Source organism: Mycobacterium sp. IDUB_3 (assembly GCF_055419585.1).
Genome location: NZ_JBVAXZ010000002.1, coordinates 319591 through 345558, shown reverse-complemented (window position 1 = coordinate 345558; position 25968 = coordinate 319591). Strand labels below are relative to the sequence as shown.

The 25968-nt window shown below is 69.5% G+C and carries 26 protein-coding genes; 13 read left to right on the top strand and 13 right to left on the bottom strand.

The annotated features are described in order from the left end of the window. Positions 1-3 precede the first annotated feature (3 nt). The 12 genes from ACZYVJ_RS22510 to ACZYVJ_RS22455 all read left to right on the top strand — a co-directional run bounded on the left by ACZYVJ_RS22510 (position 4) and on the right by ACZYVJ_RS22455 (position 11038). Positions 4-270 carry a HypC/HybG/HupF family hydrogenase formation chaperone gene (locus ACZYVJ_RS22510; protein WP_463833384.1) on the top strand — a complete coding sequence of 89 codons (267 nt, stop codon included), beginning with the start codon at positions 4-6 and terminating at the stop codon, positions 268-270. A gap of 1 nt (position 271) precedes the next feature. Beyond that, a complete protein-coding gene (hypF, locus tag ACZYVJ_RS22505; RefSeq protein ID WP_463833383.1) occupies positions 272-2641 on the top strand; it encodes a carbamoyltransferase HypF in 2370 nt (789 codons plus the stop codon). After that, a complete protein-coding gene (locus ACZYVJ_RS22500; RefSeq protein ID WP_463833382.1) occupies positions 2638-3357 on the top strand; it encodes a HypC/HybG/HupF family hydrogenase formation chaperone in 720 nt (239 codons plus the stop codon). The genes hypF and ACZYVJ_RS22500 overlap by 4 nt, the downstream gene beginning before the upstream one ends. After that, positions 3354-4028, top strand: coding sequence for a D-sedoheptulose-7-phosphate isomerase (locus ACZYVJ_RS22495; RefSeq protein ID WP_463833381.1), 675 nt, complete (start codon positions 3354-3356; stop codon positions 4026-4028). Before ACZYVJ_RS22500 ends, ACZYVJ_RS22495 begins: the two co-directional genes overlap by 4 nt. Then, positions 4028-5140 carry a hydrogenase expression/formation protein HypE gene (gene hypE / locus ACZYVJ_RS22490; RefSeq protein ID WP_463833831.1) on the top strand — a complete coding sequence of 371 codons (1113 nt, stop codon included), beginning with the start codon at positions 4028-4030 and terminating at the stop codon, positions 5138-5140. Before ACZYVJ_RS22495 ends, hypE begins: the two co-directional genes overlap by 1 nt. A 21-nt stretch (positions 5141-5161) precedes the next feature. Then, entirely contained in the window at positions 5162-5434 is a 273-nt protein-coding gene (locus ACZYVJ_RS22485; RefSeq protein ID WP_463833830.1) for a HypC/HybG/HupF family hydrogenase formation chaperone, read from the top strand. A 14-nt stretch (positions 5435-5448) separates the two neighbouring features. Next, a complete protein-coding gene (gene hypD / locus ACZYVJ_RS22480) occupies positions 5449-6579 on the top strand; it encodes a hydrogenase formation protein HypD (RefSeq protein ID WP_463833380.1) in 1131 nt (376 codons plus the stop codon). Further along, entirely contained in the window at positions 6576-7310 is a 735-nt protein-coding gene (locus ACZYVJ_RS22475; protein ID WP_463833379.1) for a DUF6390 family protein, read from the top strand. Before hypD ends, ACZYVJ_RS22475 begins: the two co-directional genes overlap by 4 nt. A 21-nt stretch (positions 7311-7331) precedes the next feature. Continuing rightward, entirely contained in the window at positions 7332-8465 is a 1134-nt protein-coding gene (locus ACZYVJ_RS22470; protein WP_463833378.1) for an alkaline phosphatase family protein, read from the top strand. A gap of 57 nt (positions 8466-8522) precedes the next feature. Continuing rightward, the gene (locus ACZYVJ_RS22465; protein ID WP_463833377.1) at positions 8523-9371 is read left to right on the top strand and encodes an isocitrate lyase/PEP mutase family protein; all 849 of its coding nucleotides are present in this window, start codon (positions 8523-8525) and stop codon (positions 9369-9371) included. Between the two features lie 109 nt (positions 9372-9480). Continuing rightward, positions 9481-9939: a hypothetical protein gene (locus ACZYVJ_RS22460; RefSeq protein ID WP_463833376.1), complete on the top strand. Its 459-nt coding sequence runs from the start codon at positions 9481-9483 to the stop codon at positions 9937-9939. Positions 9940-10081: 142 nt separating this feature from the next. Continuing rightward, the gene (locus ACZYVJ_RS22455) at positions 10082-11038 is read left to right on the top strand and encodes a PPE family protein (protein WP_463833375.1); all 957 of its coding nucleotides are present in this window, start codon (positions 10082-10084) and stop codon (positions 11036-11038) included. Here the strand turns inward: ACZYVJ_RS22455 and ACZYVJ_RS22450 are convergent. The 13 genes from ACZYVJ_RS22450 to dxr all read right to left on the bottom strand — a co-directional run bounded on the left by ACZYVJ_RS22450 (position 11035) and on the right by dxr (position 25599). Then, on the bottom strand, positions 11035-11814 hold the full coding sequence (locus tag ACZYVJ_RS22450; RefSeq protein WP_463833374.1) for a 3-oxoacyl-ACP reductase: 780 nt from the start codon (positions 11812-11814) through the stop codon (positions 11035-11037). The two genes, ACZYVJ_RS22455 and ACZYVJ_RS22450, sit on opposite strands and share 4 nt — an antisense overlap. A gap of 3 nt (positions 11815-11817) precedes the next feature. Continuing rightward, positions 11818-13182 carry an aldehyde dehydrogenase family protein gene (locus tag ACZYVJ_RS22445; RefSeq protein ID WP_463833373.1) on the bottom strand — a complete coding sequence of 455 codons (1365 nt, stop codon included), beginning with the start codon at positions 13180-13182 and terminating at the stop codon, positions 11818-11820. Then, positions 13179-13937, bottom strand: a complete 759-nt coding sequence (locus ACZYVJ_RS22440; RefSeq protein ID WP_463833372.1) for a gamma-glutamyl-gamma-aminobutyrate hydrolase family protein — start codon at positions 13935-13937, stop codon at positions 13179-13181. The genes ACZYVJ_RS22445 and ACZYVJ_RS22440 overlap by 4 nt, the downstream gene beginning before the upstream one ends. Further along, positions 13918-15312: a glutamine synthetase family protein gene (locus ACZYVJ_RS22435; protein ID WP_463833371.1), complete on the bottom strand. Its 1395-nt coding sequence runs from the start codon at positions 15310-15312 to the stop codon at positions 13918-13920. The genes ACZYVJ_RS22440 and ACZYVJ_RS22435 overlap by 20 nt, the downstream gene beginning before the upstream one ends. 20 nt (positions 15313-15332) lie before the next feature. Beyond that, positions 15333-15884 carry an alpha/beta hydrolase gene (locus tag ACZYVJ_RS22430; RefSeq protein ID WP_463833829.1) on the bottom strand — a complete coding sequence of 184 codons (552 nt, stop codon included), beginning with the start codon at positions 15882-15884 and terminating at the stop codon, positions 15333-15335. Positions 15885-16014: 130 nt separating this feature from the next. After that, on the bottom strand, positions 16015-17520 hold the full coding sequence (locus tag ACZYVJ_RS22425; RefSeq protein WP_463833370.1) for a cobyric acid synthase: 1506 nt from the start codon (positions 17518-17520) through the stop codon (positions 16015-16017). Positions 17521-17530: 10 nt separating this feature from the next. Next, entirely contained in the window at positions 17531-18388 is an 858-nt protein-coding gene (map, locus tag ACZYVJ_RS22420; RefSeq protein WP_463833369.1) for a type I methionyl aminopeptidase, read from the bottom strand. Between the two features lie 32 nt (positions 18389-18420). Next, the gene (locus ACZYVJ_RS22415) at positions 18421-19005 is read right to left on the bottom strand and encodes a DUF1707 SHOCT-like domain-containing protein (RefSeq protein ID WP_463833368.1); all 585 of its coding nucleotides are present in this window, start codon (positions 19003-19005) and stop codon (positions 18421-18423) included. 76 nt (positions 19006-19081) lie between these two features. After that, positions 19082-20896 carry a penicillin-binding transpeptidase domain-containing protein gene (locus tag ACZYVJ_RS22410; protein ID WP_463833367.1) on the bottom strand — a complete coding sequence of 605 codons (1815 nt, stop codon included), beginning with the start codon at positions 20894-20896 and terminating at the stop codon, positions 19082-19084. A 164-nt stretch (positions 20897-21060) separates the two neighbouring features. Beyond that, positions 21061-21915 (bottom strand): GNAT family N-acetyltransferase, encoded by an 855-nt coding sequence (locus ACZYVJ_RS22405; protein WP_463833366.1) that lies wholly within the window; start codon positions 21913-21915, stop codon positions 21061-21063. A 48-nt stretch (positions 21916-21963) separates the two neighbouring features. After that, a complete protein-coding gene (gene ispG / locus ACZYVJ_RS22400; protein WP_463833365.1) occupies positions 21964-23130 on the bottom strand; it encodes a flavodoxin-dependent (E)-4-hydroxy-3-methylbut-2-enyl-diphosphate synthase in 1167 nt (388 codons plus the stop codon). Between the two features lie 23 nt (positions 23131-23153). Further along, positions 23154-24368, bottom strand: a complete 1215-nt coding sequence (locus tag ACZYVJ_RS22395) for a M50 family metallopeptidase (RefSeq protein ID WP_463833364.1) — start codon at positions 24366-24368, stop codon at positions 23154-23156. Positions 24369-24387: 19 nt separating this feature from the next. Further along, positions 24388-25599 carry a 1-deoxy-D-xylulose-5-phosphate reductoisomerase gene (gene dxr / locus ACZYVJ_RS22390; protein WP_463833363.1) on the bottom strand — a complete coding sequence of 404 codons (1212 nt, stop codon included), beginning with the start codon at positions 25597-25599 and terminating at the stop codon, positions 24388-24390. 109 nt (positions 25600-25708) lie between these two features. On the opposite strand from dxr, the gene ACZYVJ_RS22385 reads away from it, so the two are divergent. Then, the gene (locus ACZYVJ_RS22385) at positions 25709-25963 is read left to right on the top strand and encodes a DUF2631 domain-containing protein (RefSeq protein ID WP_007775274.1); all 255 of its coding nucleotides are present in this window, start codon (positions 25709-25711) and stop codon (positions 25961-25963) included. Positions 25964-25968 lie beyond the last annotated feature (5 nt).

Here is a 25968-nt window from a genome sequence, read left to right as displayed (position 1 = left end):
ACCATGTGTTTGGGCATACCGGGACAGGTCATCGCAATGCTGGACGGTTTCGAGGGGCAGCTCGCACTGGTCGACGTCACCGGCGAACAGCGCAGGGTCAACGTCGGCATGTTGCCCGACGAGACGTTCGCGCCCGGCGACTGGGTGATCATCCACATGGGCTTCGTCGTCGAGAAGACGGATCAGGCCGGTGCCGAACGGGCCATGGCCGGCCTGGAGTTGATGGGACGCGGCCGCACCGACCTGACACCCCACCCGGAGGGCGGCTGACATGACCGAGACCCCCCTCCTGTTGCGGCCCGGCCCGAATGACACCCAAGTGCGGCAGCGCATCGTGGTGACCGGCGTGGTGCAGGGGGTCGGCTTCCGGCCGTTCGTGCATCGGATCGCAACCGAGCTGGGCCTGGCCGGATTCGTCGGTAACGACTCGGGTGCGGTCTTCCTCGAGGTGCAGGGCCGGCCCGCACCGGTGGCGGAATTCGGGCGCCGGCTGTGCGCCGAGGCGCCGCCCCTGGCCCGGATCGCCGAGGTGCGGTTTGCCGACGTCGCCGCCGATCCCGCGTGCCCGCCCGAATTCCTCATCGTGCCAAGCCGATTGGCCGTCGGCACGACCACCCCCATCCCGCCCGACATCGCGGTGTGCGACGACTGCGTCGCGGAATTGTTCGATCCGCTCGACCGGCGTTACCGGCACCCGTTCGTGACGTGCACCAACTGCGGGCCGCGGTTCACCATCATCACAAAACTGCCCTACGACCGGCCGGCCACCACGATGTCGGGGTTCGCCATGTGTGCGCGGTGTGCCACCGAATACCATGATCCGGCGGATCGCCGGTTCCACGCGCAGCCGATCGCCTGCCCGAACTGCGGGCCGAGTCTGTGGTTCGCATCGCCGGCCGGACGGGTGAGCGGATCGGACGCGGCGCTGACCGCCACCCAGGACATGCTCGCATCCGGCGCGGTGGTGGCCATCAAGGGAGTCGGCGGCTACCACCTGGCCTGCGCCGTCGACGACGAGGCGGCGGTCGGAGCCTTACGGGCCCGGAAAGCGCGCGGCGCCAAGCCCTTTGCCATGCTGGTGCGTGACCTCGCCGTGGCGCGCCGCTACGCCCACCTGGACGCCACCGAGGCCGCGGTGCTGTGCAGTCCGGCCCGCCCGATCGTCTTGCTGCGCCGGCGCGCCGGCGCCCCGGTCGCCGAGGCCGTCGCTCCCGGCAGCCCGCTGCTGGGGCTGATGCTGCCGTACTCCCCGATTCATCACCTGCTGCTGGCGCCGGTACCCGGCAGCTCCGGACCGGCGCCCGACGCGCTGGTGCTGACCAGTGCCAACCGCTCCGATGAGCCCATCTGCTACACCGACGGCGATGCCGCACAACGACTTCCGGCGCTGTGCGATGCGGTGCTCGATCACGACCGGCCGATTCACGTACCGTGCGACGACTCGGTGGTGCGCGTCGTCCACGACGAGGAGGGCGCCCACGAGCTGCCGATCCGCCGGTCCCGCGGCTACGCGCCACTGCCGATCGACTTGCAGCTCGACGGTCCCGCCGTGCTGGCCGTGGGCGGCGAATTGAAGAACACCTTCTGCCTCACCGATGGCCGCCGCGCCTACCTGTCCGGACACATCGGCGACATGGCCACCTGGGAGACGCTGCAGGCGTTCGAGCGGGCGGTGAGCCAGCTCAGCGAAATCCGCGGCCGGCCGGCGCGCTTGGCCGCCGACCTGCATCCCGGCTATCACACGCGGAGCTGGGCGGAGCGTCATGTGGACGAGCGTCCGCTGGATCTGGTCCAGCACCATCACGCCCATGTGGTGTCGCTGCTGGCCGAACACGGGCGCCTCGGCGAACCCATCGTCGGGGTCTCCTTCGACGGCACCGGTTACGGCTGCGACGAAACCATCTGGGGCGGTGAGATTCTCACCCTCGACACCCGAAGCCATCGTTTCATCCGGGCCGGCCACCTGGCGGCGGTGCCGCTGCCCGGTGGGGACGCGGCGGTGCGCAATCCGTGGCGGATGGCGCTGTCCCAGCTGTGGGCGGCCGACATCGACTGGACCCCCGACCTGGCGCCGGTGGCGGCCGCGACCGCCGACGAATTGCGGCTCACCCGCTCGCAATTGGAGACCGGGGCGGGCTGCGTGCCCTGTTCGAGCGTGGGCCGCCTGTTCGACGCCGTCGCCTCCCTACTCGTGGTGCGGCACCGCATCGACTACGAAGGGCAAGCCGCGATCGAACTCGAGGCGCTGGCGCAGTCGGCCGGCGAGACCTGCACGCGGCCGTCGTTGCCCCTGACGGTGGGTCCCGACGGGGTGATCGATCCGGCCCCGATGGTGCAGACCATGGTCGCGGCGCTGTACGCCGGGACACCGCCGGCGGTGCTGGCCGCGGCGTTTCACCAGGCCATCGCCATCGCCGTCGCCGAGGTCGTCGCCCAGGTGGCGGGCGGCACCGCGCTGGTGGGCCTTACCGGCGGCGTGTTCCAGAACGTCCTGTTGCTGGAAGCCTGCCGCATGCAGCTGCGGCAGAACGGGTTTGAGGTGATCACGCATCGCATCGTGCCGCCGAACGACGGCGGGCTGGCCCTGGGACAGGCCGCGGTCTCGGTGCTGACCGCGCGGGAGGAGGGGTTGACGCGATGATCACCACCGCCATCGATCGCGGGCTGAGCGCCGAACTGGCCGAAGACCTCGCCGCCACCGCTCTGACGCTGGCCAAGCGATTCGCCGCGGGCGCCACCATGTGGTCGATCGCGCCGTCGTGGGAACCGCATGCGCTGCACATCGCGGTCGAATTCGTCCATCCGGTGATCATGGGCAAGCGGGCCCTGCCGGCCGTGGCGTTGACCGGACCCGATCTGGTGGATCTGGTGCGGGTGTCGGTGCGCCCCGGTGACATCGTGGTCGCGATCTCCGGTGCGGACAACGCGGACGTGCGTTCGGTGATGCGCCGCTCCCCGGCCTGGGGCGCCACCACGATCTGGATCGGCAGCGGCGAGGCGCCCGCGGCCGCCATGGCCGATCACGTGCTGTGGCTGGACGATCCCGACCCGCGCGTGCCCGCCACCGGTGGCTTCGTGCTGTTCTACCACCTGCTGTGGGAGCTGACCCATGTGTGTTTCGAACACTCCGGGTTGCTCAAACCCAAACCCGACGACGAGGTCTGCGTCACGTGCAGCGACGAGGGCCGGCTCGGCGAAGTGGTGAGCGCCTCGGTCGACGGACAGGCCAGGGTGCGCACCGCCCGCGGCGTAGAGGACGTGCTCACCGCGCTCGTCGACCCGGTCGCTCCCGGTGAGTTGGTACTGGTGCACGCCGGCACCGCGATCAGCCGCGTGGATGAGGAGGGAGTTTCATGAGTCCCACCGACGAGCCCACCAACTTCTTGTACCCGTTCATCGATGCCGAAGAGGACGACCCCTCCGCGTTGCTCGCCGACCTCGCCGCCTCCGCGCAGGCCAAGGCGTCCGAGAGCCTCGCACTGCGACGCTCCACGCTGGAAGCCAACGCCGAGCGGCTGGCGGCCGCCAGCGCCGAGCTGGCACGCCGATTCGCCGCCGGCGGAAGGATGTTCACCTTCGGCAACGGCGGCAGCTGCACCGATTGCACCACGCTGGCCGGACTGTTCGCGCGGCCACCGCTCGGTAATCCCCTGCCGGCGTGGTCGTTGACCGCCGACCAGGCGATCCTGACCGCACTGGGCAACGACGTCGGGTTCGAGCTGGTGTTCGCCCGGCAGCTGATCGCCCGCGCGCGCGACGGCGACATCGCGATCGCGATGTCGACCAGCGGCAATTCGCCCAACCTGCTGGCGGCGCTGGCCGAGGCGCACAAGCGCGGCCTGTACACCATCGGTTTCGCCGGCTATGACGGCGGCGCATTCGTGAACAACCCAAACGTGGACGCCTGCATAGTCGTTCGTTCGCAGAGCGTGCACCGGATTCAGGAATCGCAGGCGCTGGTCGGCTACCAGTTGTGGCTGGCCGTCCACGACTGCCTTGGCACTGCTCAGGATTGGGGTGCGGCATGATGAACAAGTCGGCGGGCGACTATCTGTCGTCGGGGCCGCGGTTCGGCGAAGGCGACGTGATCGAACGGATCGAGTCGTTCCGCCGTCGTCGCCCCCGGCTGCTCGACGATCATGTGACCCTGGCGCACGGGGCGGGCGGCAAGGCGTCGGCGGCGCTGGTGGACGCGGTCTTCGTGGAGGCGTTTCGCAACCCGCTGCTCGAGTCGCTGGGCGACGGCGCCGTCTTGACCCTACCCAGCGGCGAGCGGGTGGCGATGTCGACGGATTCCTTTGTGGTGCAGCCCCGCCGGTTTCCCGGCGGGTCCATCGGAGAGCTGGCCATCCACGGCACCTGCAACGACCTGGCGGTGGCCGGCGCCGTGCCGTCCTGGATCTCGGCGGCGTTCGTGCTCGAAGAGGGCTTCGGAATCGCCGAATTGAAAGAGATCGTCGCCGACATGGCCGCCGCGGCCGAGGCCGCCGGCGTGCAGGTCGTCACCGGCGATACCAAGGTGGTCCCCAAGGGCGCGGCCGACGGTCTGTTCATCACCACCGCCGGAACCGGCGTGATCCCCGCGGGCCGCGCGCTGTCGGCGCAGTCGGTCCGCGCCGGAGACAAGGTGCTGCTGTCCGGGTCGATGGGCGAACACGGCATGGCGGTGATGCTCGCCAGGGGCGATCTGGCCATCGAGGCCGACATCGCCTCCGACACCGCTTCGGTCAGCCCCTTGGTGGAGTTGCTGATGGCGGCCGCCCCGTCCACCCGATGGATGCGTGACGCGACGCGCGGCGGGGTCGGCACGGTGTGCAACGAGTTGGCCCAGGCCTGCGGCCTCGGGGTGCTGCTCGAAGAGGACCGACTCCCGGTGGCGCCCATGGTGACTGGCGCCTGCGAACTGCTCGGCATCGACCCGCTCTATGTCGCCAACGAGGGCAAGTTCGTCGCCGTCGTCGCACCGGAGGAGGTCGAGGCCGGGCTGGCCGCATTACGGTCGCACCCGTTGGGCGCGCAGGCGGCCGAGGTCGGGGAAATCGTCACCGAACCCGCGGAAAGCGTGGTGCTGCGCACCGGATTCGGCGGGACCCGGATCGTCGACATGCTGGTCGGCGACCCGCTACCCCGGATCTGCTGATAGATGAGGAGATACACCGACATGTGCCTAGGAATTCCGGGCCGGATCGTGGAGATCACCGATCCCGCCAACTGCTTGGCCAAGGTTGACGTCAGTGGCGTGCAGCGGGCGATCAGCGTCCGGCTGTTGGAGAACGACATGCCCGCACCGGACGACTGGGTGCTGGTGCACGTCGGGTTCGCGATGGCCAAAATCGACGAAACCGAGGCGCTGCTGACCCTGGCCGCCATCAAGAAACTCGGCGACACCTACGCCGTCGAAATGCAAGCCTTCGATTCGTCGGCCATCGTCTGACCCAAGGAGCGGCAATGAAATTCGTTGACGAATTCCGCGACCCGGCCGCGGCGCGCAAGCTGCTGACGGCCATCGAGCACCTGGCCGGGGCCGGCGGTGAGGAGTTCAAGTTCATGGAGGTGTGCGGCGGGCACACGCACACCATCTACCGGCACGGCATCGAGCACCTGCTTCCCGACAACGTCGAACTGGTGCACGGCCCGGGCTGCCCGGTCTGCGTGATCCCGATGGGCCGCATCGATGACGCGATGTGGCTGGCCGGCCAACCCGACGTGATCTTCACCTGCTTCGGAGACATGATGCGGGTGCCGGGCTCGCACGGCAGCCTGCTGGACGCCAAGGCCCGCGGAGCCGACGTGCGGTTCGTTTACTCGCCGCTGGACGCGCTGAAGATCGCGGTCGACAACCCCGGCAAGCAAGTGGTGTTCTTCGCCATCGGTTTCGAGACCACCGCGCCCTCGACCGCGGTGACGCTGGTGCGGGCGCGCGAATTGGGCCTGCCCAACTTCAGTGTCTTCTGCAACCACGTCACCATCGTGCCGCCGATCAGGGCCATCCTGGAGTCACCGGACCTGCGGCTGTCGGGTTTCATCGGCCCCGGCCACGTGTCCACCGTGGTGGGCAACCGCCCCTACCGGTTCGTCCCGGAGGTGTATCGAAAGCCGTTGGTGGTGGCTGGCTTCGAGCCACTGGACATCCTGGCCTCGGTCGCGATGCTGCTGCGCCAGATCCGCGAGGACCGCTGCGAAGTGGAGAACCAGTACAAGCGCGTGGTACCCGAGCACGGCAACCCGGCGGCGCTGGCGCTGATGGGCAAGGTGTTCGCGCTGCGTCCGCACTTCGAATGGCGCGGGCTGGGCTTCATCTCGCAGAGCGCCCTGCGGCTGCACGACGATTTCGCCGAGTTCGACGCCGAGCTGCGATTCGCGATGCCCGGCGTGCGCGTCGCCGACCCGAAGGCCTGCCAGTGCGGTGAGGTGCTCAAGGGTGTGCTCAAGCCTTGGGAATGCAAGGTTTTCGGCACCGCCTGCACACCGGAGACGCCGATCGGAACCTGCATGGTGTCCCCGGAGGGCGCCTGTGCGGCCTACTACAACTTCGGACGCATGCACCGCGACGCCGCCAAGCTGGTGGGGCGCACTTGACCTCTGACAGGGGCGCAGAGATGTTCGCCCGCTACGCCTATGCGCCCAACGCGCTCGGCTATTGCGGTCCGCCGTTGGGAGCTACCTTGCGCGACGGGTCGGTCGCCGACGTGCGCAGGGCGGCGACCAAGTTCTCCGGCGCGTGGCCGTATCTGCGGGTGCTGTCGAAACTGACCGGCATCGCCGACCCGCTGGATTACCGTCTGGTCGAATCGTATTGGCTCGGCGGCGGCGTCGCCGCCGGTCTGGACCCGCAGGAATTCTTCGACGCGCTGCTCGCGATCATCGGCCCGCAGGCAGGCCACTACTGGTCGCACCTGACAGAGGATCTGGCGTGCGAGGCCGCCGGCAACCACTGCTTTCACGTGTTCGGGGTGTATCCGTGGACGCGGTTTTTGGGCCGGGGTACCGACGAGCAGCCGCTGAGTGTGCTGGACAACTGCCGAATCACTTCCGGGACAGTGCTTTCCCGCGACGGCGACCGCGTCGAGGTGTTGTGCCGAGGACTGGCCTGGGATGGTCGGGCGCTGGCGCTGTCCGAACCGTCGGCGCGCGTGCTCGAGGTGTGGGCCGACGGGTACAGCGCCGTGCCCGACGTGGCCGCCGGTGATGTGGTGGCGATGCACTGGGGCCGGTTATGCGGCCGGCTGTCGCCGGCGCAGCTCCGTGCGCTGACCGACAGCACGAATCGGCAGCTGCTGGTGACCGGCCACCGACTGGCGCGCGTCTGACTTCACCGCCAGACTGGCCCGGTGCCCGGTTCTCTGTGCGACGTGCTGCCCGCCGCGGCCGCGTTGCTCGGTGTCCCGGATGCCTTGAACAAATTGGATGACCTGGGGGTGGCGGACTGGGCCGGCGCCGAAGGGATCGACCGGGTGCTCGTGGTGCTGGTCGACGGGCTGGGCTGGCACCTGCTTCCGCAACTGGCCGGCAGCGCGCCGCTGCTCGCGTCCGTGCTGGCCGGCCGTACCGGGCGGCTTACCCGGTTGGACTGCACGTTCCCGTCGACCACGCCGACCAGCCTGGTGTCACTGGGCACCGGTGCGCTCCCGGGCGAACACGGAATCCTGGGGTTCACGCTCAAGGTGCCCGGCAGCGATCGGGTGGTCCACCACGTCCGGTGGCGTGACGACCCGCCCCCCGCTATCTGGCAGCCGGTGCCGACCTGGTTCGAGCGGCTCAAGAATGCGGGCGTGAGCGCGCGCGCCGTGCTGCCGGCCGCGTTCATCGGCAGCGGGCTGACCGAGGCCGCGTACCGCGGCGCCGAATTGCACCCGGCCAACCCCACCGATGACTACGCGCGGCTGGTTGCCGATGAGCTGCGCGCGGCGCCGGGGCTGGTCTACGGCTACACCGCGGAGCTCGACACCGCCGCCCACGTCTTCGGCATCGGCTCCGAGCAGTGGCATGCCGCGGCCACCAACATCGACACGCTGCTGTCGTGCCTGCTCGACGCGCTGCCCCCGAATGCGGCGGTGCTGGTGACCGCCGACCATGGCGGCATCAACGTCCCGGCCGAGGCGCGCATCGACCTCGACACCGACCCCCGGCTGGCCGCGGGGATCCGGGTGGTGGCCGGCGAGCCGCGGGTGCGGTACCTGCACACCGAGCCGGGCGCCGCCGCCGACGTGCAGGCCGTGTGGGGCGAGCTGCTGGACGGACGGGCCGCCGTATACAGCCGCGAGCAGGCGGTGGCCACCGGCATGTTCGGGCCGGTCGCCGCGCCACACATCGAGCGGCTGGGCGACGTGGTGGTCGTCTGTTCCGGCGACACCGCCGTGCTGGCCAGCGCACACGAACCCCCGGAAACGGCTCGCCTGATCGGCTTTCACGGCGGAGCCACCGCGGCGGAGATGGCGATTCCGCTCTTCGCCTACCGGCCGTAGCGCTTGTCGGTGGCCGGTGCTACACCTGCATGCAGACGCCCCCAGATCGGACCGGCCATGGATGACATCGAACGGACCCGTCGTGGCGACGAATTCCGCCGCCTGCACGCCGGTGACGAGATTCTGGTGCTCCCCAATCCCTGGGACATCGGCACCGCCCGGTTGTTCGCCAACCTCGGGTTTCGCGCACTGGCGACCACCAGCGCCGGCCTGGCGTTTTCGCTGGGCCGGCGCGACGGTGACGGCGCGGTCAGCAGGGACGAAGCCCTGGAACACGCGCGCGCCATCGTCGAGGCAACCCCGCTTCCGGTGACCGCGGATCTGGAGAACGGGTTCGGCGACGCCCCCGAGACGGTGGCCGAAACCGTGCGGCTGGCGGGCGAGGCCGGCCTGGCCGGGGCCTCGATCGAGGACGCCACATACGACGCCGACGCGCCGATCTTCCCCCGCGAGCTGGCGATCGAGCGCATCCACGCCGCCGTCGAGGCCGCGCGGGCGCTGCCGCATCCCTTCATGCTGACCGCGCGCTCGGAGAACTTCATCCGCGGCCGTCCCGACCTCGATGACACGGTGTCCCGGCTGCAGGCGTTCGAAGCGGCCGGCGCCGATGTGTTGTACGCACCCGGCCTGCCCGACGAGGCGGCGCTGCGCCGGGTGTGTGGCAGCGTCACCCGGCCGTTCAACTACGTCGCCGGGTTCGGCCCGGCCCGTTTCACGCTCGTGCAGCTCAAGGAGTTCGGAGTGCGCAGGGTGTCGATCGGCACATCCTTTTGCCGCACCGGTCTTACCGCCGTCGTCCGCGCCGCACGCGAAGTGCTCGAACACGGCTCATTCGGCTACGTCGACGGAATTCACAGCGTCGCCGACTTCAACGAGCTCATCGATCCCCAGGGGTCCGATCGCTGAACAGGGCGGCGACAGCCGAACCACCTGCGCAAACACACATCGGACTCGGATCGAGTTCACAGCTCGCTGGAACCATTCACCGATTTTCGCGCGGTACATTCGGTGCACTGTGGTTTTCCGGGGCGTTGGCGTAACTCGGCGATGGCAGCCGGCCATCGCGGTTACCGCCGCGCTGGGGGTGTTCATCGCCCTGGTCACGGGTTCGTGGCTGCGGCCTAACTTCGCCGCGGCGGCGCCGCCGGAGCCGGCGACATGGTCAGCGGCAACCGTCGACACGCACGGCGGGCTGACGCATGACCGTCCGGTCGCCCTCGGCCGGGCCGCCCTGGCCGCTGCGCGGTCTACGGCACCGGCGAACAAGACCAACAAGAAGCCGTTCCGCAGCGCGTGGATGACCAAGGAACGGCCCCTGACGTGGAACCGCTTGTCACCGCAATCGGTGCTGACGCCGGCGCCATTGTCGTTGGCCCCGATAGGGTTTGCGCCCGGCGGCCCCCAACCCCGCGCGCCCGCGGTCATCGCGTCCGACCGAGATATCCTGACTCGAATCTGCGTCGCCCGCCGCTGACCGTTGCAACCGGGCCGGCGACGCACGGTGTGTGCGCGACACGTGAGCGGCCCGCGGCTTGTAACCCCCGTGTCTATCTCGTGAAAGAAGACCTCATGTTTTCGGGCACCACTGGTACCGCCACAAGCAGGCGGAGGTTGTAATGAATTTCGCGGCGCTACCTCCGGAGATCAGCTCCGGGCTGATGTACTCGGGTCCCGGCGCGGGATCGATGACGCGCGCCGCCGCGGCGTGGGAAGCGTTGGCCGCGCGGCTCTTCAGCGCCGCGGCCGACTACCGGGTGGTGACCGCACAGCTGGCGGCGGACGGCGAGCGCGCGGCGCTCGCCCAAGCCGCAGCACGCTACGTGGACTGGCTCGACGACGTCGCGGCCCGCAGCGAGCACGCGGCCACCCAGCTCACGGCGGCGGCCGGCGCCCATCAGACGGCCTTCACGGCGACGGTGCCGCCACCGGAGATCACCGGCAATCGGACGCGACGAATGTCGTTGGTGTCGACGAATTGCCTGGGCCAGCGGAGCGCGGCGATCGCGAACGCCGACGCCGAGTACGACTCGATGTGGGCGCGTAACGCAGACGCCATGCGTGCCTACGCCGCGGCCGCGGCCGGCGCCGTGGTGATGGCGTCCTTTCCCGCTCCGCCCAGCAATCCCGCTGCGACGAAACGCAATTGGGCCCTGCAGTCGGCGCCGGATGTCATAGCCGCCGGCTGCGAACTGATGTCGGTGATACCCGACACCCTCACCCGGCTGTCGTCGTCGCCGCTGACCACACTCGAAGCGTCGCTCGCCGCGGTAACCCCGTCGCTGTCGAAACTGAATTCGGTGACCGCGCCGTCGGATTTCGCGATCGGCCACCTCAATTCCATGAACAAGACGGCGGCCCTGCAATCGCTGTTCCCCAAGCCTGCTGTCACCAGCGGCGTGAACGCGGGCCTGGGCCGCGGGACGCCGGTCGGCGCGCTGTCGGTGCCGCGCGCCTGGGCGGCCGCCGCCCCCATGATGGTGCGGCTGCTCGAGGAGCGGGCCGGCGAGCCCATCCACCTGGTCGCGATCAGCGAGCATCCCGGGTCACATGCGGCCGATAAGTACGGCGGCTAAAGCGGCGTGACGTAGGCCGCGCTGATGCCGCCGTCGACCATGAACGTCGAAGCGGTGATGAACGATGCGTCATCGCTGGCCAAAAATGCTACCGCCGAGGCGATTTCGTCGGGGTTGGCGAAGCGGCCCACCGGGACGTGCACCAGCCGGCGCGCGGCCCGCTCGGGGTCCTTGGCGAAAAGCTCTTGCAGCAGTGGAGTGTTGACCGGTCCGGGGCACAGCGCGTTCACCCGGATGCCCTGCCGGGCGAACTGCACACCCAGCTCGCGCGACATGGCCAGCACGCCGCCCTTGGAGGCGGTGTAGGAGATCTGCGAGGTCGCCGACCCCAGGACGGCGACGAACGACGCGGTGTTGATGATCGAGCCTTTCTGCGCGGGAACCATGTGCCGCAACGCGGCCCGGCAGCACAGGTATACCGACTTGAGGTTGACGTCCTGGACGCGTTGCCACGCCGGCAGTTCGGTGTTCTCGATCAGGTCGTCGTCGGGCGGCGAGATGCCGGCGTTGTTGAACGCGATGTCGATGCGCCCGTGGGCCCGCACCGCGCTATCGAAGAGCGCGTCGACCGCGTTTTCGTCGGACACGTCGGTGGGCACGAACAAGCCGGACAGTTCATCGGCTGCGGCGCCGCCCGCGTCGGCGTCGATGTCGCCGATCACGACGGTGGCGCCCTCGGCATGCATCCGCCGCGCCGCGGCCAGTCCGATGCCGCCGCCGGCGCCGGTGACGACGGCCACGCGGCCCGCCAATCGTTGGGTGAGATCGACCGCCACCGCCTAGTCCTCTCTGATCGCGATGAACACGTTCTTGGTCTCGGTGAAGTGCAACGGCGCATCCGGACCCAGCTCACGGCCCAGCCCCGACTGCTTGAACCCGCCGAACGGCGTGCTGTACCGCACCGACGAGTGCGAATTCACCGATAGATTCCCGGATTCGATCGCCCGGGACACGCGCAGCGCACGGGACAGGTCGTCGGTCCAGATCGATCCCGACAGCCCGTAGCTGGTGTCGTTGGCCAGGGTGATGGCGTCGTGTTCGTCGTCGAAGGCCAGCACCGTGACCACCGGACCGAAGATCTCGTCGGTGACGCTGCGGTCGGTGCGCTGTGGAGTCAGAACCGTTGGCGGGAACCAGAATCCGCGTCCGGCCGGCGCGGTGCCGCGGAATGCGACGGGGGCGTCGTCAGGCACATACGACGCCACCTTGTCGCGGTGCGCGGCCGACACCAGCGGACCCATCTCGGTGTCCCGGGACGCCGGGTCGCCCACCACGACGTTGGTGACGGCGGGCTCGAGCAGCTCCATGAACCGCTCATACACGCTGCGCTGCACCAGGATTCGGCTGCGGGCGCAGCAGTCCTGCCCCGCGTTGTCGAACACCCCGGCCGGAGCGGTCGCGGCGGCGCGCTCGAGGTCGCAGTCGGCGAACACGATGTTGGCGCTCTTGCCGCCCAGTTCCAGGGTCACCCGCTTCACCTGAGCGGCCACACGGGACATCACCTGCTTGCCGACGTCGGTGGACCCGGTGAACACGATTTTGCGGATGCCCGGGTGGGTGACGAATCGCTCCCCGACCACCACACCCCGACCCGGCAGCACCTGCAGCAGGTCCGCGTCGAGTCCGGATTGCACCGCGAGCTCACCGAGCCGGATGGTGGTCAGCGGCGTCGCCTCGGCGGGCTTGATCAGCACGGCGTTGCCCGCGGCCAGGGCCGGCGCGAAGCCCCACGACGCGATGGGCATCGGGAAGTTCCACGGCGTGATCACGCCGACCACGCCCATCGGCTCGTTGAACGTGACGTCCAGGCCACCGGCTACAGGAATTTGCTTGCCGGACAAGCGTTCCGGGCTGGCCGCGTAGAAGTTCAACACGTCGCGGACGTGACCGGCCTCCCATTCGGCCGACGCGATGGGATGCCCGGAGTTAGCGACCTCGAGTGCGGCCAGCTCGCCGAGATGGGCGTCGACGGCGGCGGCGAAGTCCCGCAGGCCGGCGGCCCGCTCGGCCGGGGACAACCGCGCCCACCGCCGCTGGGCCGCCCGCGCCCGATCCACCGCGTCATCGACCGCGGCGGCATCGGCCTGCTCGATCGAACGCAGCACCTCCTCGGTCGCCGGATTGATCAGCCGCGCGGTGCTCAACTCGCGCGCCCCGCGTAGGACCGCGCGGCGTCGACGATCGCGGCGAACAACCGCAAGTCTTGAAGCGACTGTTCCGGATGCCATTGCACCGCAAGCACGAACCTGTCGCCGGGCAGCTCCAGCCCCTCGACGACGCCATCCGCGTCCCGCGCGCTGACCACCAGGCCGTCCCCCACCCGGTCGACGGCCTGGTGGTGATAGCTCGGCGCATCGGCGGACTCCCCGACCAGCGCGGCCAGCCGGGTGCCCGCCACCGTGCGCACCGGCAGCCTGGTGAACACCCCGTTGCCCGCCCGATGCCCGCTATGCCCCAGGACGTCGGGCAGGTGCTGGTGCAGCGTGCCGCCCAGCGCGACGTTGAGCACCTGTGCGCCGCGGCAGATGCCCAGCACCGGCAGGCCCCGCCGCAGCGCGCCCTGCAACAGCGCGAATTCCCAGGCGTCGCGGTCGGTGCGGGGCGCGTCGGTGGTCGGGTGCGGTTGCTGGCCGTAGCTGGCGGGGTCCAGGTCGTATCCCCCGGTGATCACCAGCGCGTGCAGGCCGTCCAGGACCGAGTCGACGATTCCGGCGTCCACCGGCTGCGGCGGCAGCAACACCGCGATCCCGCCGGCCAGAAGGACGCCTTCGAAGTAGTCGGCGGGCAGGTACCCGGCGCGGATGTCCCAGATGCCGGTCTGCACCTGCTCCAGATATGTCGTCAGGCCGATCACCGGGCGGGGCGGCTGGCCACTGGACCTAGAGGCGTTCAAACCCACGCGTCCTCTCCCAGTCGGTGACCGCCGCGTTGAAGGCCGCCAGCTCCACCCGGGCGTTGTTCAGGTAGTGGGCGACAACGTCGTCGCCGAACGCGTCCCGCGCGAGCGTCGAGCGCTCGAACACCGAGGCCGCCTCGGCGAGCGTGACGGGCAGCCGCTCGACGCCCGGAGCTTGGTAGGCGTTTCCCGCGCAGGGCTCCGGTAGCTCGAGGCCCCGTTCGATACCGTACAGCCCGCCGGCGACGATCGCCGCCACCGCCAGATACGGGTTGACGTCGCCGCCGGGAACGCGGCACTCGACCCGGGTGTTGGGCCCATGGCCGACCACCCGCAGCGCGCAGGTGCGATTGTCCAAACCCCACGCCAGCGCGGTGGGCGCGAAACTACCGTCGGCGAATCGCTTGTAGGAGTTGATGTTCGGCGCATAAAACAGCGTGAGCTCGCGCAGGCTGGCCAGCAGGCCGGCCAGGAAACCGCAGAACGTCGACGACATGCCGTGCGGGCGGCTGGGGTCGGCGAACACCGCGCCGCCCTGCGGATCACGCAGCGAGAGGTGGACGTGACAGCTGTTCCCTTCTCGCTCATCGTATTTGGCCATGAACGTCAGGCTCTTGCCGTGCTGGTCCGCGATCTCCTTGGCGCCGTTCTTGTAGATGACGTGGTTGTCGCAGGTGACCAGCGCGTCGGCATACCGGAAACCGATTTCCTGCTGCCCCCTGTTGCATTCACCCTTGACGGCCTCGAATCGCAGGCCGGCGCCGATCATGCCCAGGCGGATGTCGCGCAGCAGCGGCTCCATGCGCGACGACGCCGAGATCGCGTAGTCGATGTTGTAGTCGCTGGCCGGGGTCAGCCCGCGGTACCCGTTGGCCCAGGCCTGACGGTAGGGCTCGTCGAACACGATGAATTCCAGCTCGGTGGCGACGTCGGCGGCCAGGCCCCGGTCGGCGAGCCGGTCCAGCTGGCGGCGCAGGATCGCCCGCGGCGACACGGTGACCGGGCTGCCGTCGGCCCAGTCCACGTCCGCGATCACCAGGGCCGTACCGGTCAGCCAGGGAATGCGCCGCAGGGTGGACAGGTCCGGCCTGGCCACCGTGTCGCCGTAACCGGTGTCCCAGCTCGACATCGCGTACCCGCCCACGGTGTTCATGTCGACGTCGACGGCGAGCAGGTAGCCGCAGCACTCGGCGCCGTGGGCGGCCACGTCGTCGACGAACAGCCGCGCGTCGATCCGCTTCCCGACCAGCCGGCCCTGCATGTCGGCGAACGCCACGATGACGGTGTCCACCTCGCCGGCGCCCACGAGTCGTTCGAGTGCGGCCAACGACAACATGGCGGCGTTCGGATCGGTCACGGCACTTTCTTCACTGGCCATGACCGTCAGTCAACCAGGCGCTACCAGCTGCTGGTGCGCAAAATGATCTCGGCGGCCAGCTGGGCCGTCGACTCCTGCACGGTGCGCCGCCCCAGGTGCACCACCCGGTAATCGGCGTAGACGTAGCGCTGGCTGGCCTGGGCCACCGCCCGGGCGCCCGGCGAGCTGACCAACACGGTGGTGCCGATCTCGACCGGCGGGCAGTGTCCGTCGGTGATGGCTCCCTCGTAATTGCTGGCCCGCGGATGGCCGCGGTCGATCACCACCAGCCCGACGAACCGGCCCAGCCGGGTCGCCGTCAGTTCCCAGGCGAGTTCGCCGCCGGCGCGGTCGCCCATCACCACGGCCCACCCGATGCCCAGCGCGTCGAGGATGCCGATCACCGACTTGGGGGTCAGGCGCGGATCGAAGCCGACCACCACCGTCCGAAGCGATGCGGTGTGCAGCCGCTCGCAGACGGCGTCGTAGGCCGCCGGGACGCGGTCCTCGTCACCCAATATGACGACGACGACGCCTGTCTCCGGACCGCCCACGACCACCGGCACGGGGAATCCGTCCAGGGTGGTCATCATCGAGGACACCCAAGCACGCTACAACCAAACGGCATGCGGGCGCGACGCTTCTTCAGCAACTTTTACGCCGATCCGATTTTTTGACCGGGTCGTCAACGGCGGCGTTCACACCACATTCGGCGCGAATGTCCTACGGCCCCAGGCGACTTGCGAGATGCGGTCGTCGTGGCGGCGGACCATCAAGCAGGCTGAGAATGCCGTCGATGTCCAGATGGGACGCCAGCAGGTCGGCGGCGAGATCGAGCTGGGCATCTCGGCGCGCGGCCACGTTGACGTCGCCGACCACGAAGCCGCCGCGTCCGGCCGCGTCGGCGACCCGGCGCAGCCACCCGCGCCGGAAATCGTCGTTGTCGAGCAGGCCGTGCCAATGGGTTCCGAAGACCGCGCCGCGCACCACACCCTGCGGACGCTGGTCCGCCTCGGCCGCGAACCAGCCCCGCTCGTCACAGCGGGTGACCCGCCCATGATGGATCTCGTAGCCGGTAAGGGGCCGCTGCCAGCGGCGCAAGGTCTTGTCGGGAGCAAAGGTGATGTCGGCGTCGAGCAGGCCCAGGCCGGCCACGCCCGCGGCCCCGGATTCCACCGGATCGTCTAGGCGACTGCACAGCATTTGAAATCCCCCGCAGATTCCCAGCACCGGCTTGCCTGCGCCGGCATGCGCGATGATCGCGTCGGCCAGGCCACGCTCGCGCAGCCAAGCCAGGTCGCAGACAGTGGCTTTGCTGCCGGGGATGACGATCAGGTCGGTGTCGGTGACGTCGTCGGGGTCGGTGACCCAGCGCACCAGCACACCCGGCTCGCAGGCCAGCGCCTCGACGTCGGTGGAGTTGGAGATCCGGGGCAGCCGGATGGCGGCCACCCGCAGCCACTGGCCGCCGCGCGGGGGTGCGGGCGTGCCGACGACGCGGTGCGCAACCACCGACAGCGAGTCCTCGGCGTCCAGCCACAGCTCGTCGGAGTACGGCAGCACGCCATAGGTCGGGCGGCCCGTCATGTCGTGCAGCTGGCGCAACCCGGGCTCGAGCAGCGCAGGGTCGCCGCGGAATTTGTTGACGATGAAGCCGGCGATCAGGGCCTGGTCGTCGGGTTCGAGCACCGCGACCGTCCCGAACAGATGCGCCAGCAGGCCACCGCGGTCGATGTCCCCGACCAGCAGCACCGGCAACTCCGCGGCCCGGGCCAGCCCCATGTTGGCCAGATCGGTGGCGCGCAGGTTGATCTCGGCCGGTGAACCGGCCCCCTCGCAGATCACCACATCGAATTCGTCACGCAGGCAGGTCAATTCGTCGAGTACGATGGAGGCCAGCCGATCACGATGCCGCACATAGCTTTCGGCGCTGACCGAGTCGGCGACCTGACCCTTGATCACCAGTTGCGAGGTGCGGTCGCTGCCGGGCTTGAGCAGGATCGGGTTGAACCGCACGCTGGGTTCCAGGCCCGCCGCGCGCGCCTGCATCGCCTGGGCGCGGCCGATCTCACCGCCTTCGACGGTCACCACAGAGTTGTTGGACATGTTCTGCGCCTTGAACGGGGCGACCCGGACCCCGCGGCGGGCCAACAATCGGCACAGGCCCGCCACCACCACCGATTTCCCGGCGTCGGAGCTGGTGCCCGCGACCAGCAGCGCTCCGGTCATCCGGGAAACGTCATGGCAGGGTGAGGATTTCGACGCCGGTGTCGGTGACCAGCAGGGTGTGCTCGAACTGCGCGGTCCACTTGCGGTCGCGGGTGACCACGGTCCAGCCGTCGTCCCAGATCTCGTAGTCCAGCCCGCCGAGGTTGATCATCGGTTCGATGGTGAACGTCATCCCCGGCTGCATGACGGTGGACACCGACGGCTGGTCGTAGTGCAGGACGACCAGGCCGTTGTGGAACGTGGTACCGATGCCGTGCCCGGTGAAGTCACGAACGACGTTGTAACCGAACCGATTTGCGTACGACTCGATGACCCGGCCGACGACCGAGAGGGCACGTCCGGGCTTGACGGCGTTGATGGCGCGCATCGTCGCCTCCCGGGTGCGCTCCACCAGCAGCCGGTGTTCCTCGGAGACGTCGCCGGCCAGGAAGGTCGCGTTGGTGTCGCCGTGCACGCCGTCGATGTAGGCGGTGACGTCGATGTTGACGATGTCGCCGTCCTCGATCACCGTCGAGTCCGGGATGCCGTGGCAGATGACCTCGTTGAGCGACGTGCAGCACGACTTCGGGTAGCCCTTGTAACCCAGCGTGGAGGGGTAGGCGCCGTGGTCGACCATGTACTCGTGGGCGATGCGGTCCAGTTCGTCGGTGGTCACCCCGGGTGCGACGGCCTTACCCGCCTCCACCAGCGCGGCGGCCGCGATCTGGCCGGCGACGCGCATCTTCTCGATCACCTCGGGTGTCTGCACCCACGGTTCGCTGCCCTCGTGGGCCGTGGGCTTGCCGACGTATTCGGGGCGCGGGATACCGCCGGGCACCGGCAGGGTCGGGGACAACTCTCCGGGGGAAAGCGCGGTGCGAGCAGGCATGCGACCAGCTTAACCGTGGTCCAGCGAAGGGATTAGGGCCGCTGGCGGCGCAGCAGCGCGCGGCGCGGTCCCCGGATGTTCACCGAGCCGCACACCACCCGACCGGTCAGCACCACGTGTGGCCTGCCCTCACCTGGTGGGTCTTTGCGCCGGTCGCTGGCGCTGCCCACGTAGACCTCGACGTCGTCGATCGACGCGCTGGCCCCGTCGGGCAATCGAACCTCCACCGAGCCGAATTTCATGTCGAGTTCGATGACGACCACCGGGCCCGCGAACCGGGCCTTGGTGAGGTCGAGTTCCACCGAGCCCAGGCGGCGGACCAGGGCCAGGCGGGTGGGCACCATCCATTCGCCGTGGCGCTTCAGCGAGCCCGCCCAACCGCGCAGTTCCACCCGGTCGGCCGCGGAGGTGACGATGGCGCCCGGTCCCGGCAGGTCGCCGACCAGTCCGTCCAGCTCGATTCGGGTGCGTGCGTAGGACACCTGCGACGAGCGCTGCTCGAACTCGTCGATATCGATCAGCCCGAGTGCGACGGCGTTGTGCAGTCGTCGCATCGTGCCGTTGCGGTCGGCGTCGGAGACCCGCAGGGCCACCATGTCGCCGCCGGTATCGGTCATGTTCGCAATTTACCGCCGATGCGGCCCGGGAGGACCCGGTGCCGGCCAAGACGGCGCCGCTCCGCCGCGTCCGGCGCTAGGCCAGGAAGTTCGGCGGCAGCGCTTCGAACATGAACTTCGTCATCCGAACCGCCCACTCGGAGCTGCCGCCTCCCACGATCAGCGAGGCGAAGGCCAGGTCGCCGCGGTATCCGGCGAACCAGGAGTGCGATCCGCCCGGGAACTCGGCCTCACCGGTCTTTGCGTAGATCTCGCCGCACCCGGCGATCTCCTTGGCGGTGCCGTTGGTCACCACCAGACGCATCATCGGCCGCAGCGCATCGATCATCTTCGGGCTGATCGGCGTGGTGTCCCCCTGGACCGCCGTCTGCCGGCCCACGATCAGCTGCGGCACGGGTGTCTTGCCGGCGGCGACCGTGGCCGCCACCAGGGCCATGCCGAACGGGCTGGCCAGCACCTTGCCCTGGCCGAAGCCGTCCTCCGTGCGTTCGGCCAGGTCCACCGTCGGGGGCACCGACCCCGTCACGGTGGTGACGCCGTCCATCGTGTAGTCGAGGCCGATCCCGTATTGGGCGGCCGTCTGGGTCAGACCGCGCGGCGGCATCCGGCTGCTCAACTCCGCGAAGGTGGTGTTGCACGAGCTGGCGAATGCGCGCGACAGCGACACCACGCCGAGGTCGAAGCCGCCGTAGTTGGGCACGGTGCGATGCCCGATGTCGAGGTGGCCCGGGCAGCCGAGCATCGAGTTGGGCGTGGCCATGTCGCGGTCGACTGCCGCGCCGGCGGTGATCATCTTGAACGTCGACCCCGGTGGGAACAGGCCGTTAGTGGCGGGCAAACCGTCCGCGTCGGCGCCGCCGTTCTGCGCGATCGCGAGGATCTCCCCGGTCGACGGCTTGATCACCACGATCATGGCCTTGCCGCCCTTGTTGTCGACCGCGCGCTGGGCGGCGTTCTGCACGACTCGGTCCAGGGTGATCGACACCGACGGCGCCGGGGACCCCTCGACCTCGTGCAGCACCTCGACCTCGACACCGTTCTGGTTGACGCTCACCACCCGCCAGCCCGCCTGGCCGTCGAGTTGGTCGACCACGGCCTTCTTGACCGCGGAGATGACCGCCGGCGCGAAATGCGGGTCGGTGGGCAGCATTTCGGGTTGAGGGGTGACCACGACCCCGGGCAAATGTCCGACCAGCGGGGACACCTTGTCGTTGTCGTCGGGGTGCAGCGTCACCCCCAGGTCGACCGGGTGGGGCGTCGAGCTGGCCTGCTCGGCGAGCAGCTGCGGGTCGTTGAGGGCCCCGTTGAAGGGGTGCAGCACGTCGACGATCGCGTGGGCCGTGCCCGACAGTGCGGGTCCGGCCTGGGTGGCGTCCAGCGTGTAGTGGTACAGGTAGCCGGGCACCAGCACGTCGCTACCGCCGAGCTCGTTCACCGAGGCGCGGTGCGGCCGGTCGGCGCGCAGCGCGAACGTCTGGTGCTCGCCCAGCTTGGCGTGCAGCGCGGTGGTGGTCCATCGCACGGCCCAGTGCCCCTCGTCGCGCGCCATCCGCAGCTGGCCGTCGTAGGTCCAGGTCCGGTTCTTGGGCAGGTGCCAGGTGAAGCGGTAGCCGACGGTGCCGCTGTCCTCGGCGTACTTGGCGTTGAGGATCTGCGCGTCGAGGTGGGATGCCTGCAGGCCGGACCAGGCCGCGTTGAGCGCCTCGCGGGCCTCGTTGGGGCTGTCGCTGAGCTGCGCGGCCGTCGCGGTGTCGCCGATGGCCAGGGCGCGGAAGAACTTCTCCGCCGCCGGGCCCGGGCCCTCGGGCCGGGGCGTGCATCCGGACAGGACGATGACCGCGACCAGCAGCAAGCCTGAGGCGGATGAGGCCATTGTTGTTCTAGTTGCCATCGATGCAAATGTTAAGAACTGCGACCTGAACAGAGGCGCCGACACACCGAGACCCAACCGTTATGCCTGGATTGACTGCGATCCGCGCCGCCGTCGAGTGTGGGCCAGGCGCTCCTTCGCCGCCGAGTGTGCGGCTGACCGCACATTGGCATGAGACCCGGGCGCTAGTCGAGCAGCACGGTCGCGAAGGTGCCGATCTCGGTGAAGCCCACTCGGGCGTAGGCGGCGCGGGCCACCGTGTTGAAGTCGTTGACGTAGAGGCTGGCGGTGCGCCCGGTTCCGACGATCACCGCGGCGACCGTCGCGGTGCCGGCGGTGCCCAGGCCCAGCCCGCGCCACTCCGGGTGCACCCACACCCCCTGGATCTGTCCCACGCTGGGCGACTGCGAGCCCACCTCCGCCTTGAAGACCACCTGGCCGTGTTCGAACCGCGCCCAGGCGCGCCCGGCCGTGATCAGGCTGGCCACCCGCCGCCGGTAGCCGCGGCCGCCGTCGCCGAGCCGCGGGTCGACACCCACCTCGCCGATGAACATGTCGACGGCGGCAACCAGGTAGGCGTCCAGCTCCTCGGGCCGCACCTGCCGCACTCCGGTATCCAGCTCGCAGCTGGGGTGATTGGACAACGCCAGCAGCGGCTGGTGGTCGCGCACGTCGCGGGCGGGCCCCCAGGCCGCCTCGAGCCGCTCCCACATCGGCATCACCAAATCGGCCCTGCCGACCAGCGACGAGCAGCGTCGCGTTCCGCGCATGGCCTCGTCGGCGAACGCGCTCAGGTCGGCCGGCGCGCCGCGCAGCGGGATCAGGTTGGCGCCGGCGAAGCACAGCGATTCCTCGGCACCCCGCAGCGTCCAGAGTTCGCCGCCGATCGAATTGGGGTCGATGCCGTGGTCGGCCACCCGGGCCGCGACCATGCACGATGCGACGGGATCGTCGTCGAGCACCCGCCAGACCGCGGCCGCGTCGCGCACCACGGACACCCGTCGCTCACCGACAAGGCGGAACAGGGGCGGAGCCGACATCTGGCGAACTCTCTGTCGTGCGGACTCTCGGACCGGCGCTGGCGTTTATCAGCTTACGGTGACAACAGGTGAACCGCTGGATGTTGCTTCCGGTCCGTCATCGCTGTTCATCTCAGCGGCGATGCGCATTGCCTCTTCGATCAACGTCTCGACGATCTGCGCTTCGGGCACGGTCTTGATCACCTCGCCGCGAACGAAGATCTGCCCCTTGCCATTTCCCGACGCGACGCCCAGGTCCGCCTCGCGGGCCTCCCCCGGGCCGTTGACGACGCAGCCCATCACCGCGACGCGCAGCGGCACGTCCAGACCGTCCAGGCCGGCGCTGACCGCGTTGGCGAGCGTGTACACGTCGACCTGGGCGCGACCGCACGACGGGCACGACACGATCTCCAGCCCGCGCGGCCGCAGGTTCAGCGACTCGAGGATCTGGATGCCGACCTTGACTTCCTCGACCGGCGGCGCCGACAGCGACACCCGGATGGTGTCGCCGATGCCGCGCGACAGCAGCGCGCCGAAAGCTACCGCGGACTTGATGGTGCCCTGGAAGGCCGGACCGGCCTCGGTGACCCCGAGATGCAGTGGGTAATCGCACTGCTCGGCCAGCTGCTGGTAGGCGGCGACCATGACCACCGGGTCGTTGTGCTTGACGCTGATCTTGATGTCGCCGAAGCCGTGCTCCTCGAACAGCGAGGCCTCCCACAGCGCGGACTCGACCAGCGCCTCGGGGGTGGCCTTGCCGTACTTCTCCATGAACCGCTTGTCCAGCGAACCCGCGTTGACGCCGATGCGAATCGGGATGTTCGCCGCTGCAGCCGCTTTGGCGACCTCGCCCACCCGGCCGTCGAATTCCTTGATGTTGCCGGGGTTTACCCGCACCGCGGCGCACCCGGCGTCGATCGCGGCGAAGATGTACTTGGGCTGGAAGTGGATGTCGGCGATGACCGGGATCTGGCTGTGCCGGGCGATCTCGGCGAGTGCGTCGGCGTCCTCCTGACGCGGGCAGGCCACCCGGACGATGTCGCAGCCGGCCGCGGTCAGCTCGGCGATCTGCTGCAGCGTCGTGTTGACGTCATGCGTCTTGGTGGTGCACATCGACTGCACCGATATCGGATAGTCGCTGCCGACCCCGACGTCGCGGACCATCAATTGCCGCGTTTTGCGCCGGGGGGCGAGCGTGGGCGCCGGGGCGTCCGGCATGCCCAGGCCAATCGTCACGGTGTTGATTCCTTCGGTTTCATTTATTGGAAGAGCCTGATCGGGTTGACCAGATCGGCGGTCACGGTCAGCAGCATGTAGCCGACCACGAACACCAGCACGACGTACGTCGCGGGCATGAGCTTGAGGTAGTTCACCGGCGCGGCCGCGACCATGCCGCGGGCCGACCGGACCAGGTTGCGGATCTTCTCGAACACCGCGATGGCGATGTGGCCGCCGTCGAACGGCAGCAGCGGCACCAGGTTGATCGCGCCCAGGATGAGGTTCAGCTGCGCCAGGAAGAACCAGAAGGCCACCCACAACCCGTGGTCGACGGTGTCGCCACCGATGATGCTGGCGCCGACGACGCTCATCGGCGTCTGCGGGTCGCGCTGCCCGCCGCCGATGGCATGTACCAACGCACCGACCTTCGTCGGGATCGCGACGAGCGCCTTGCCCACCTCGCCGGTGAGGTCACCGGCGAAGCCGACCGTGGCGGGGATCGCGGAGAACACCCCGTACTGCGTGGGCGCCACCTTGACGGCGCCGACGCCGATGGCGCCGACCGTCGAGGGTTGCTGCTGTCCGCCCTGCCCGTTGGTCAGGTAGCGCTGGGTGGTGGTGACGTCGACGTACGTGGTGATCGTGCTGCCGTTGCGCTGCGCGACGATCGGGACGTTGCCGTGGGCCTTGCGGATGGCGGCGGCCATGTCCTCGAAGGTCGACACCGGGGTGTCGCCCACCTTGACGATGACGTCGCCGGGGCGGATTCCGGCGAGCGCCGCCGGACCGGGCCCGGCGCAGTCCGCGATCTTGCCGGGAGCCACTTCCGGTGCCACACAAGCGGTTTCGCCGACAACCGCCTGGGTCGGCGGATGCAGGTTGGGCAGCCCCCAGATCAGCGCGATGCCGTAGAGCAGCACCAGGCAGATGATGAAGTTCGCGGCGGGGCCGGCGAACAGCACCGCGACCCGCTTCCAGACCTTCTGCTTGAACATGGCGCGGTCGGTCTCGTCGGGCGCCAGCTCCTCCACCGAGGTCATGCCGGCGATGTCGCAGAAGCCGCCCAGCGGAACCGCCTTGAGGCCGTACTCGGTTTCACCGCGCCGGGTCGACCACAGGGTGGGGCCGAAGCCGACGAAGTAGCGCCGCACCTTCATGCCGGTCGCGCGCGCAACCCACATGTGCCCGCACTCGTGCAGGGCCACCGAGATCAGGATGGCCAGTGCGAACAGCACAATGCCGATAACGAACATCATTTGGCTGCGAGGACCTTTCTCACACCACTCCGGAGGCTTTTGCTGACACCTTGGCGGGCTGGGCTTGCGCGACGGCACGCTGCGCCCGGTCACGTGCCCAGCGCTGCGCATCGAGTACCTCATCCACGTTAGCGGGTGAAACGGCCCATTGGTCGGCGGCGTGCAGCACGTCGGCGATGGTTTTGACAATCGCGGGGAACCCGACGCGGCCCGCGAGGAAGGCCTCCGCCGCCTCCTCGTTGGCCGCGTTGTAGACCGCTGTCATGCAGCCCCCGGTCTGCCCGGCGTGCCGGGCCAGCTCGACGGCGGGGAAAACGGCATCGTCCAACGGCTCGAAGTCCCAGCTAGAGGCCGTGCTGAAGTCACAGCTGGCGGCCGCCCCGGGGACCCGCTGCGGCCAGCCCAGGGCCAGCGAAATCGGCAGCTTCATGTCCGGGGGGCTGGCCTGGGCGAGCGTCGAGCCGTCGACGAACGTGACCATCGAATGAACAATCGACTGCGGGTGCACGACCACCTCGATGCGGTCGTACGGGATGCCGAACAGCAGGTGGGTCTCGATGAGCTCCAGGCCCTTGTTGACCAGCGAGGCCGAGTTCAGCGTGTTCATCGGGCCCATCGACCACGTGGGGTGGGCGCCCGCCTGCTCCGGAGTGACGTCCTCGAGCCGGTCGGCCGTCCAGCCGCGGAACGGGCCGCCGGAGGCGGTCAGCACCAGCTTGGCGACCTCGTCGGGGCTCCCGCCGCGCAGGCACTGTGCCAGCGCGGAGTGTTCGGAGTCCACCGGGACGATCTGCCCCGGCGCGGCGGCCCGCAGCACCAGCGGACCGCCGGCGATCAGCGATTCCTTGTTAGCCAGCGCCAGCCGGGCGCCCGATTCCAGCGCGGCCAGCGTGGGCCGCAGCCCCAACGCCCCCACCAGCGCGTTGAGCACGACGTCGGCCTCGGTCTCCTGCACCAGCCGGGTCGCCGCTTCCGGCCCGGAAAACGGGATGTCGCCGGCCCGCTGCGCCGCGCCCTCGTCGGCCACCGCGATGTTGGTCACACCGGTCTCGGCGCGCTGGCGCAGGAGCGTGTCCAGGTTGGCGCCGCCCGCGGCCAGACCGACCACCTCGAAGCGGTCCGGATTGGCGGCGATGACGTCCAGCGCCTGGGTGCCGATGGAGCCGGTGCTGCCCAGCACCAGCACGCGCAGGCGGTCCCGCGTTTGCCCATCGGTGGTCGGGTTGGTCACCCATTCATTGTGCCGCTCGGCGCCGACACGGGCCATGCCCCGCAACCCCCGTAGCGGGTATGCCAGAATTTGGGTTCGACAAGCCAATCCGATCCGAAGGGGATTCGCCGTGGCCAGTACCGAGGTGGAGCACTTCAACGGCGTCGACGCCGTCGAGGTGCCGTCGGCAGCATGGGGTTGGAGCAGGATCAACCACCGGACCTGGCACATCGCCGGCCTGATCGGCTTCGGATTCCTGCTGGCGATGCTGCGCGGCAATCACGTCGGCCACATCGAGAACTGGTTCCTGATCGGGTTTGCGGCGCTGATCCTGGTGGCGCTGATCCGCGACCTGTGGGGCCGCCGCCGCGGCTGGATCAGGTAACCGCC

Bases quoted from the DNA above. Each gene is read 5' to 3' on its own strand.
- map (WP_463833369.1), bottom strand. From the start codon at position 18,388: ATGCCTGCTCGCACCGCGCTTTCCCCCGGAGAGTTGTCCCCGACCCTG.
- ACZYVJ_RS22465 (WP_463833377.1), top strand. From the start codon at position 8,523: ATGGATGACATCGAACGGACCCGTCGTGGCGACGAATTCCGCCGCCTG.
- ACZYVJ_RS22485 (WP_463833830.1), top strand. From the start codon at position 5,162: ATGTGCCTAGGAATTCCGGGCCGGATCGTGGAGATCACCGATCCCGCC.
- ACZYVJ_RS22405 (WP_463833366.1), bottom strand. From the start codon at position 21,915: ATGTCGGCTCCGCCCCTGTTCCGCCTTGTCGGTGAGCGACGGGTGTCC.
- hypF (WP_463833383.1), top strand. From the start codon at position 272: ATGACCGAGACCCCCCTCCTGTTGCGGCCCGGCCCGAATGACACCCAA.
- ACZYVJ_RS22425 (WP_463833370.1), bottom strand. From the start codon at position 17,520: ATGACCGGAGCGCTGCTGGTCGCGGGCACCAGCTCCGACGCCGGGAAA.
- ACZYVJ_RS22415 (WP_463833368.1), bottom strand. From the start codon at position 19,005: ATGACCGATACCGGCGGCGACATGGTGGCCCTGCGGGTCTCCGACGCC.
- ACZYVJ_RS22455 (WP_463833375.1), top strand. From the start codon at position 10,082: ATGAATTTCGCGGCGCTACCTCCGGAGATCAGCTCCGGGCTGATGTAC.
- ACZYVJ_RS22510 (WP_463833384.1), top strand. From the start codon at position 4: ATGTGTTTGGGCATACCGGGACAGGTCATCGCAATGCTGGACGGTTTC.
- hypE (WP_463833831.1), top strand. From the start codon at position 4,028: ATGAACAAGTCGGCGGGCGACTATCTGTCGTCGGGGCCGCGGTTCGGC.
- ACZYVJ_RS22410 (WP_463833367.1), bottom strand. From the start codon at position 20,896: ATGGCAACTAGAACAACAATGGCCTCATCCGCCTCAGGCTTGCTGCTG.
- ACZYVJ_RS22430 (WP_463833829.1), bottom strand. From the start codon at position 15,884: ATGATGACCACCCTGGACGGATTCCCCGTGCCGGTGGTCGTGGGCGGT.
- ACZYVJ_RS22435 (WP_463833371.1), bottom strand. From the start codon at position 15,312: ATGGCCAGTGAAGAAAGTGCCGTGACCGATCCGAACGCCGCCATGTTG.
- hypD (WP_463833380.1), top strand. From the start codon at position 5,449: ATGAAATTCGTTGACGAATTCCGCGACCCGGCCGCGGCGCGCAAGCTG.
- ACZYVJ_RS22495 (WP_463833381.1), top strand. From the start codon at position 3,354: ATGAGTCCCACCGACGAGCCCACCAACTTCTTGTACCCGTTCATCGAT.
- ACZYVJ_RS22500 (WP_463833382.1), top strand. From the start codon at position 2,638: ATGATCACCACCGCCATCGATCGCGGGCTGAGCGCCGAACTGGCCGAA.
- ACZYVJ_RS22395 (WP_463833364.1), bottom strand. From the start codon at position 24,368: ATGATGTTCGTTATCGGCATTGTGCTGTTCGCACTGGCCATCCTGATC.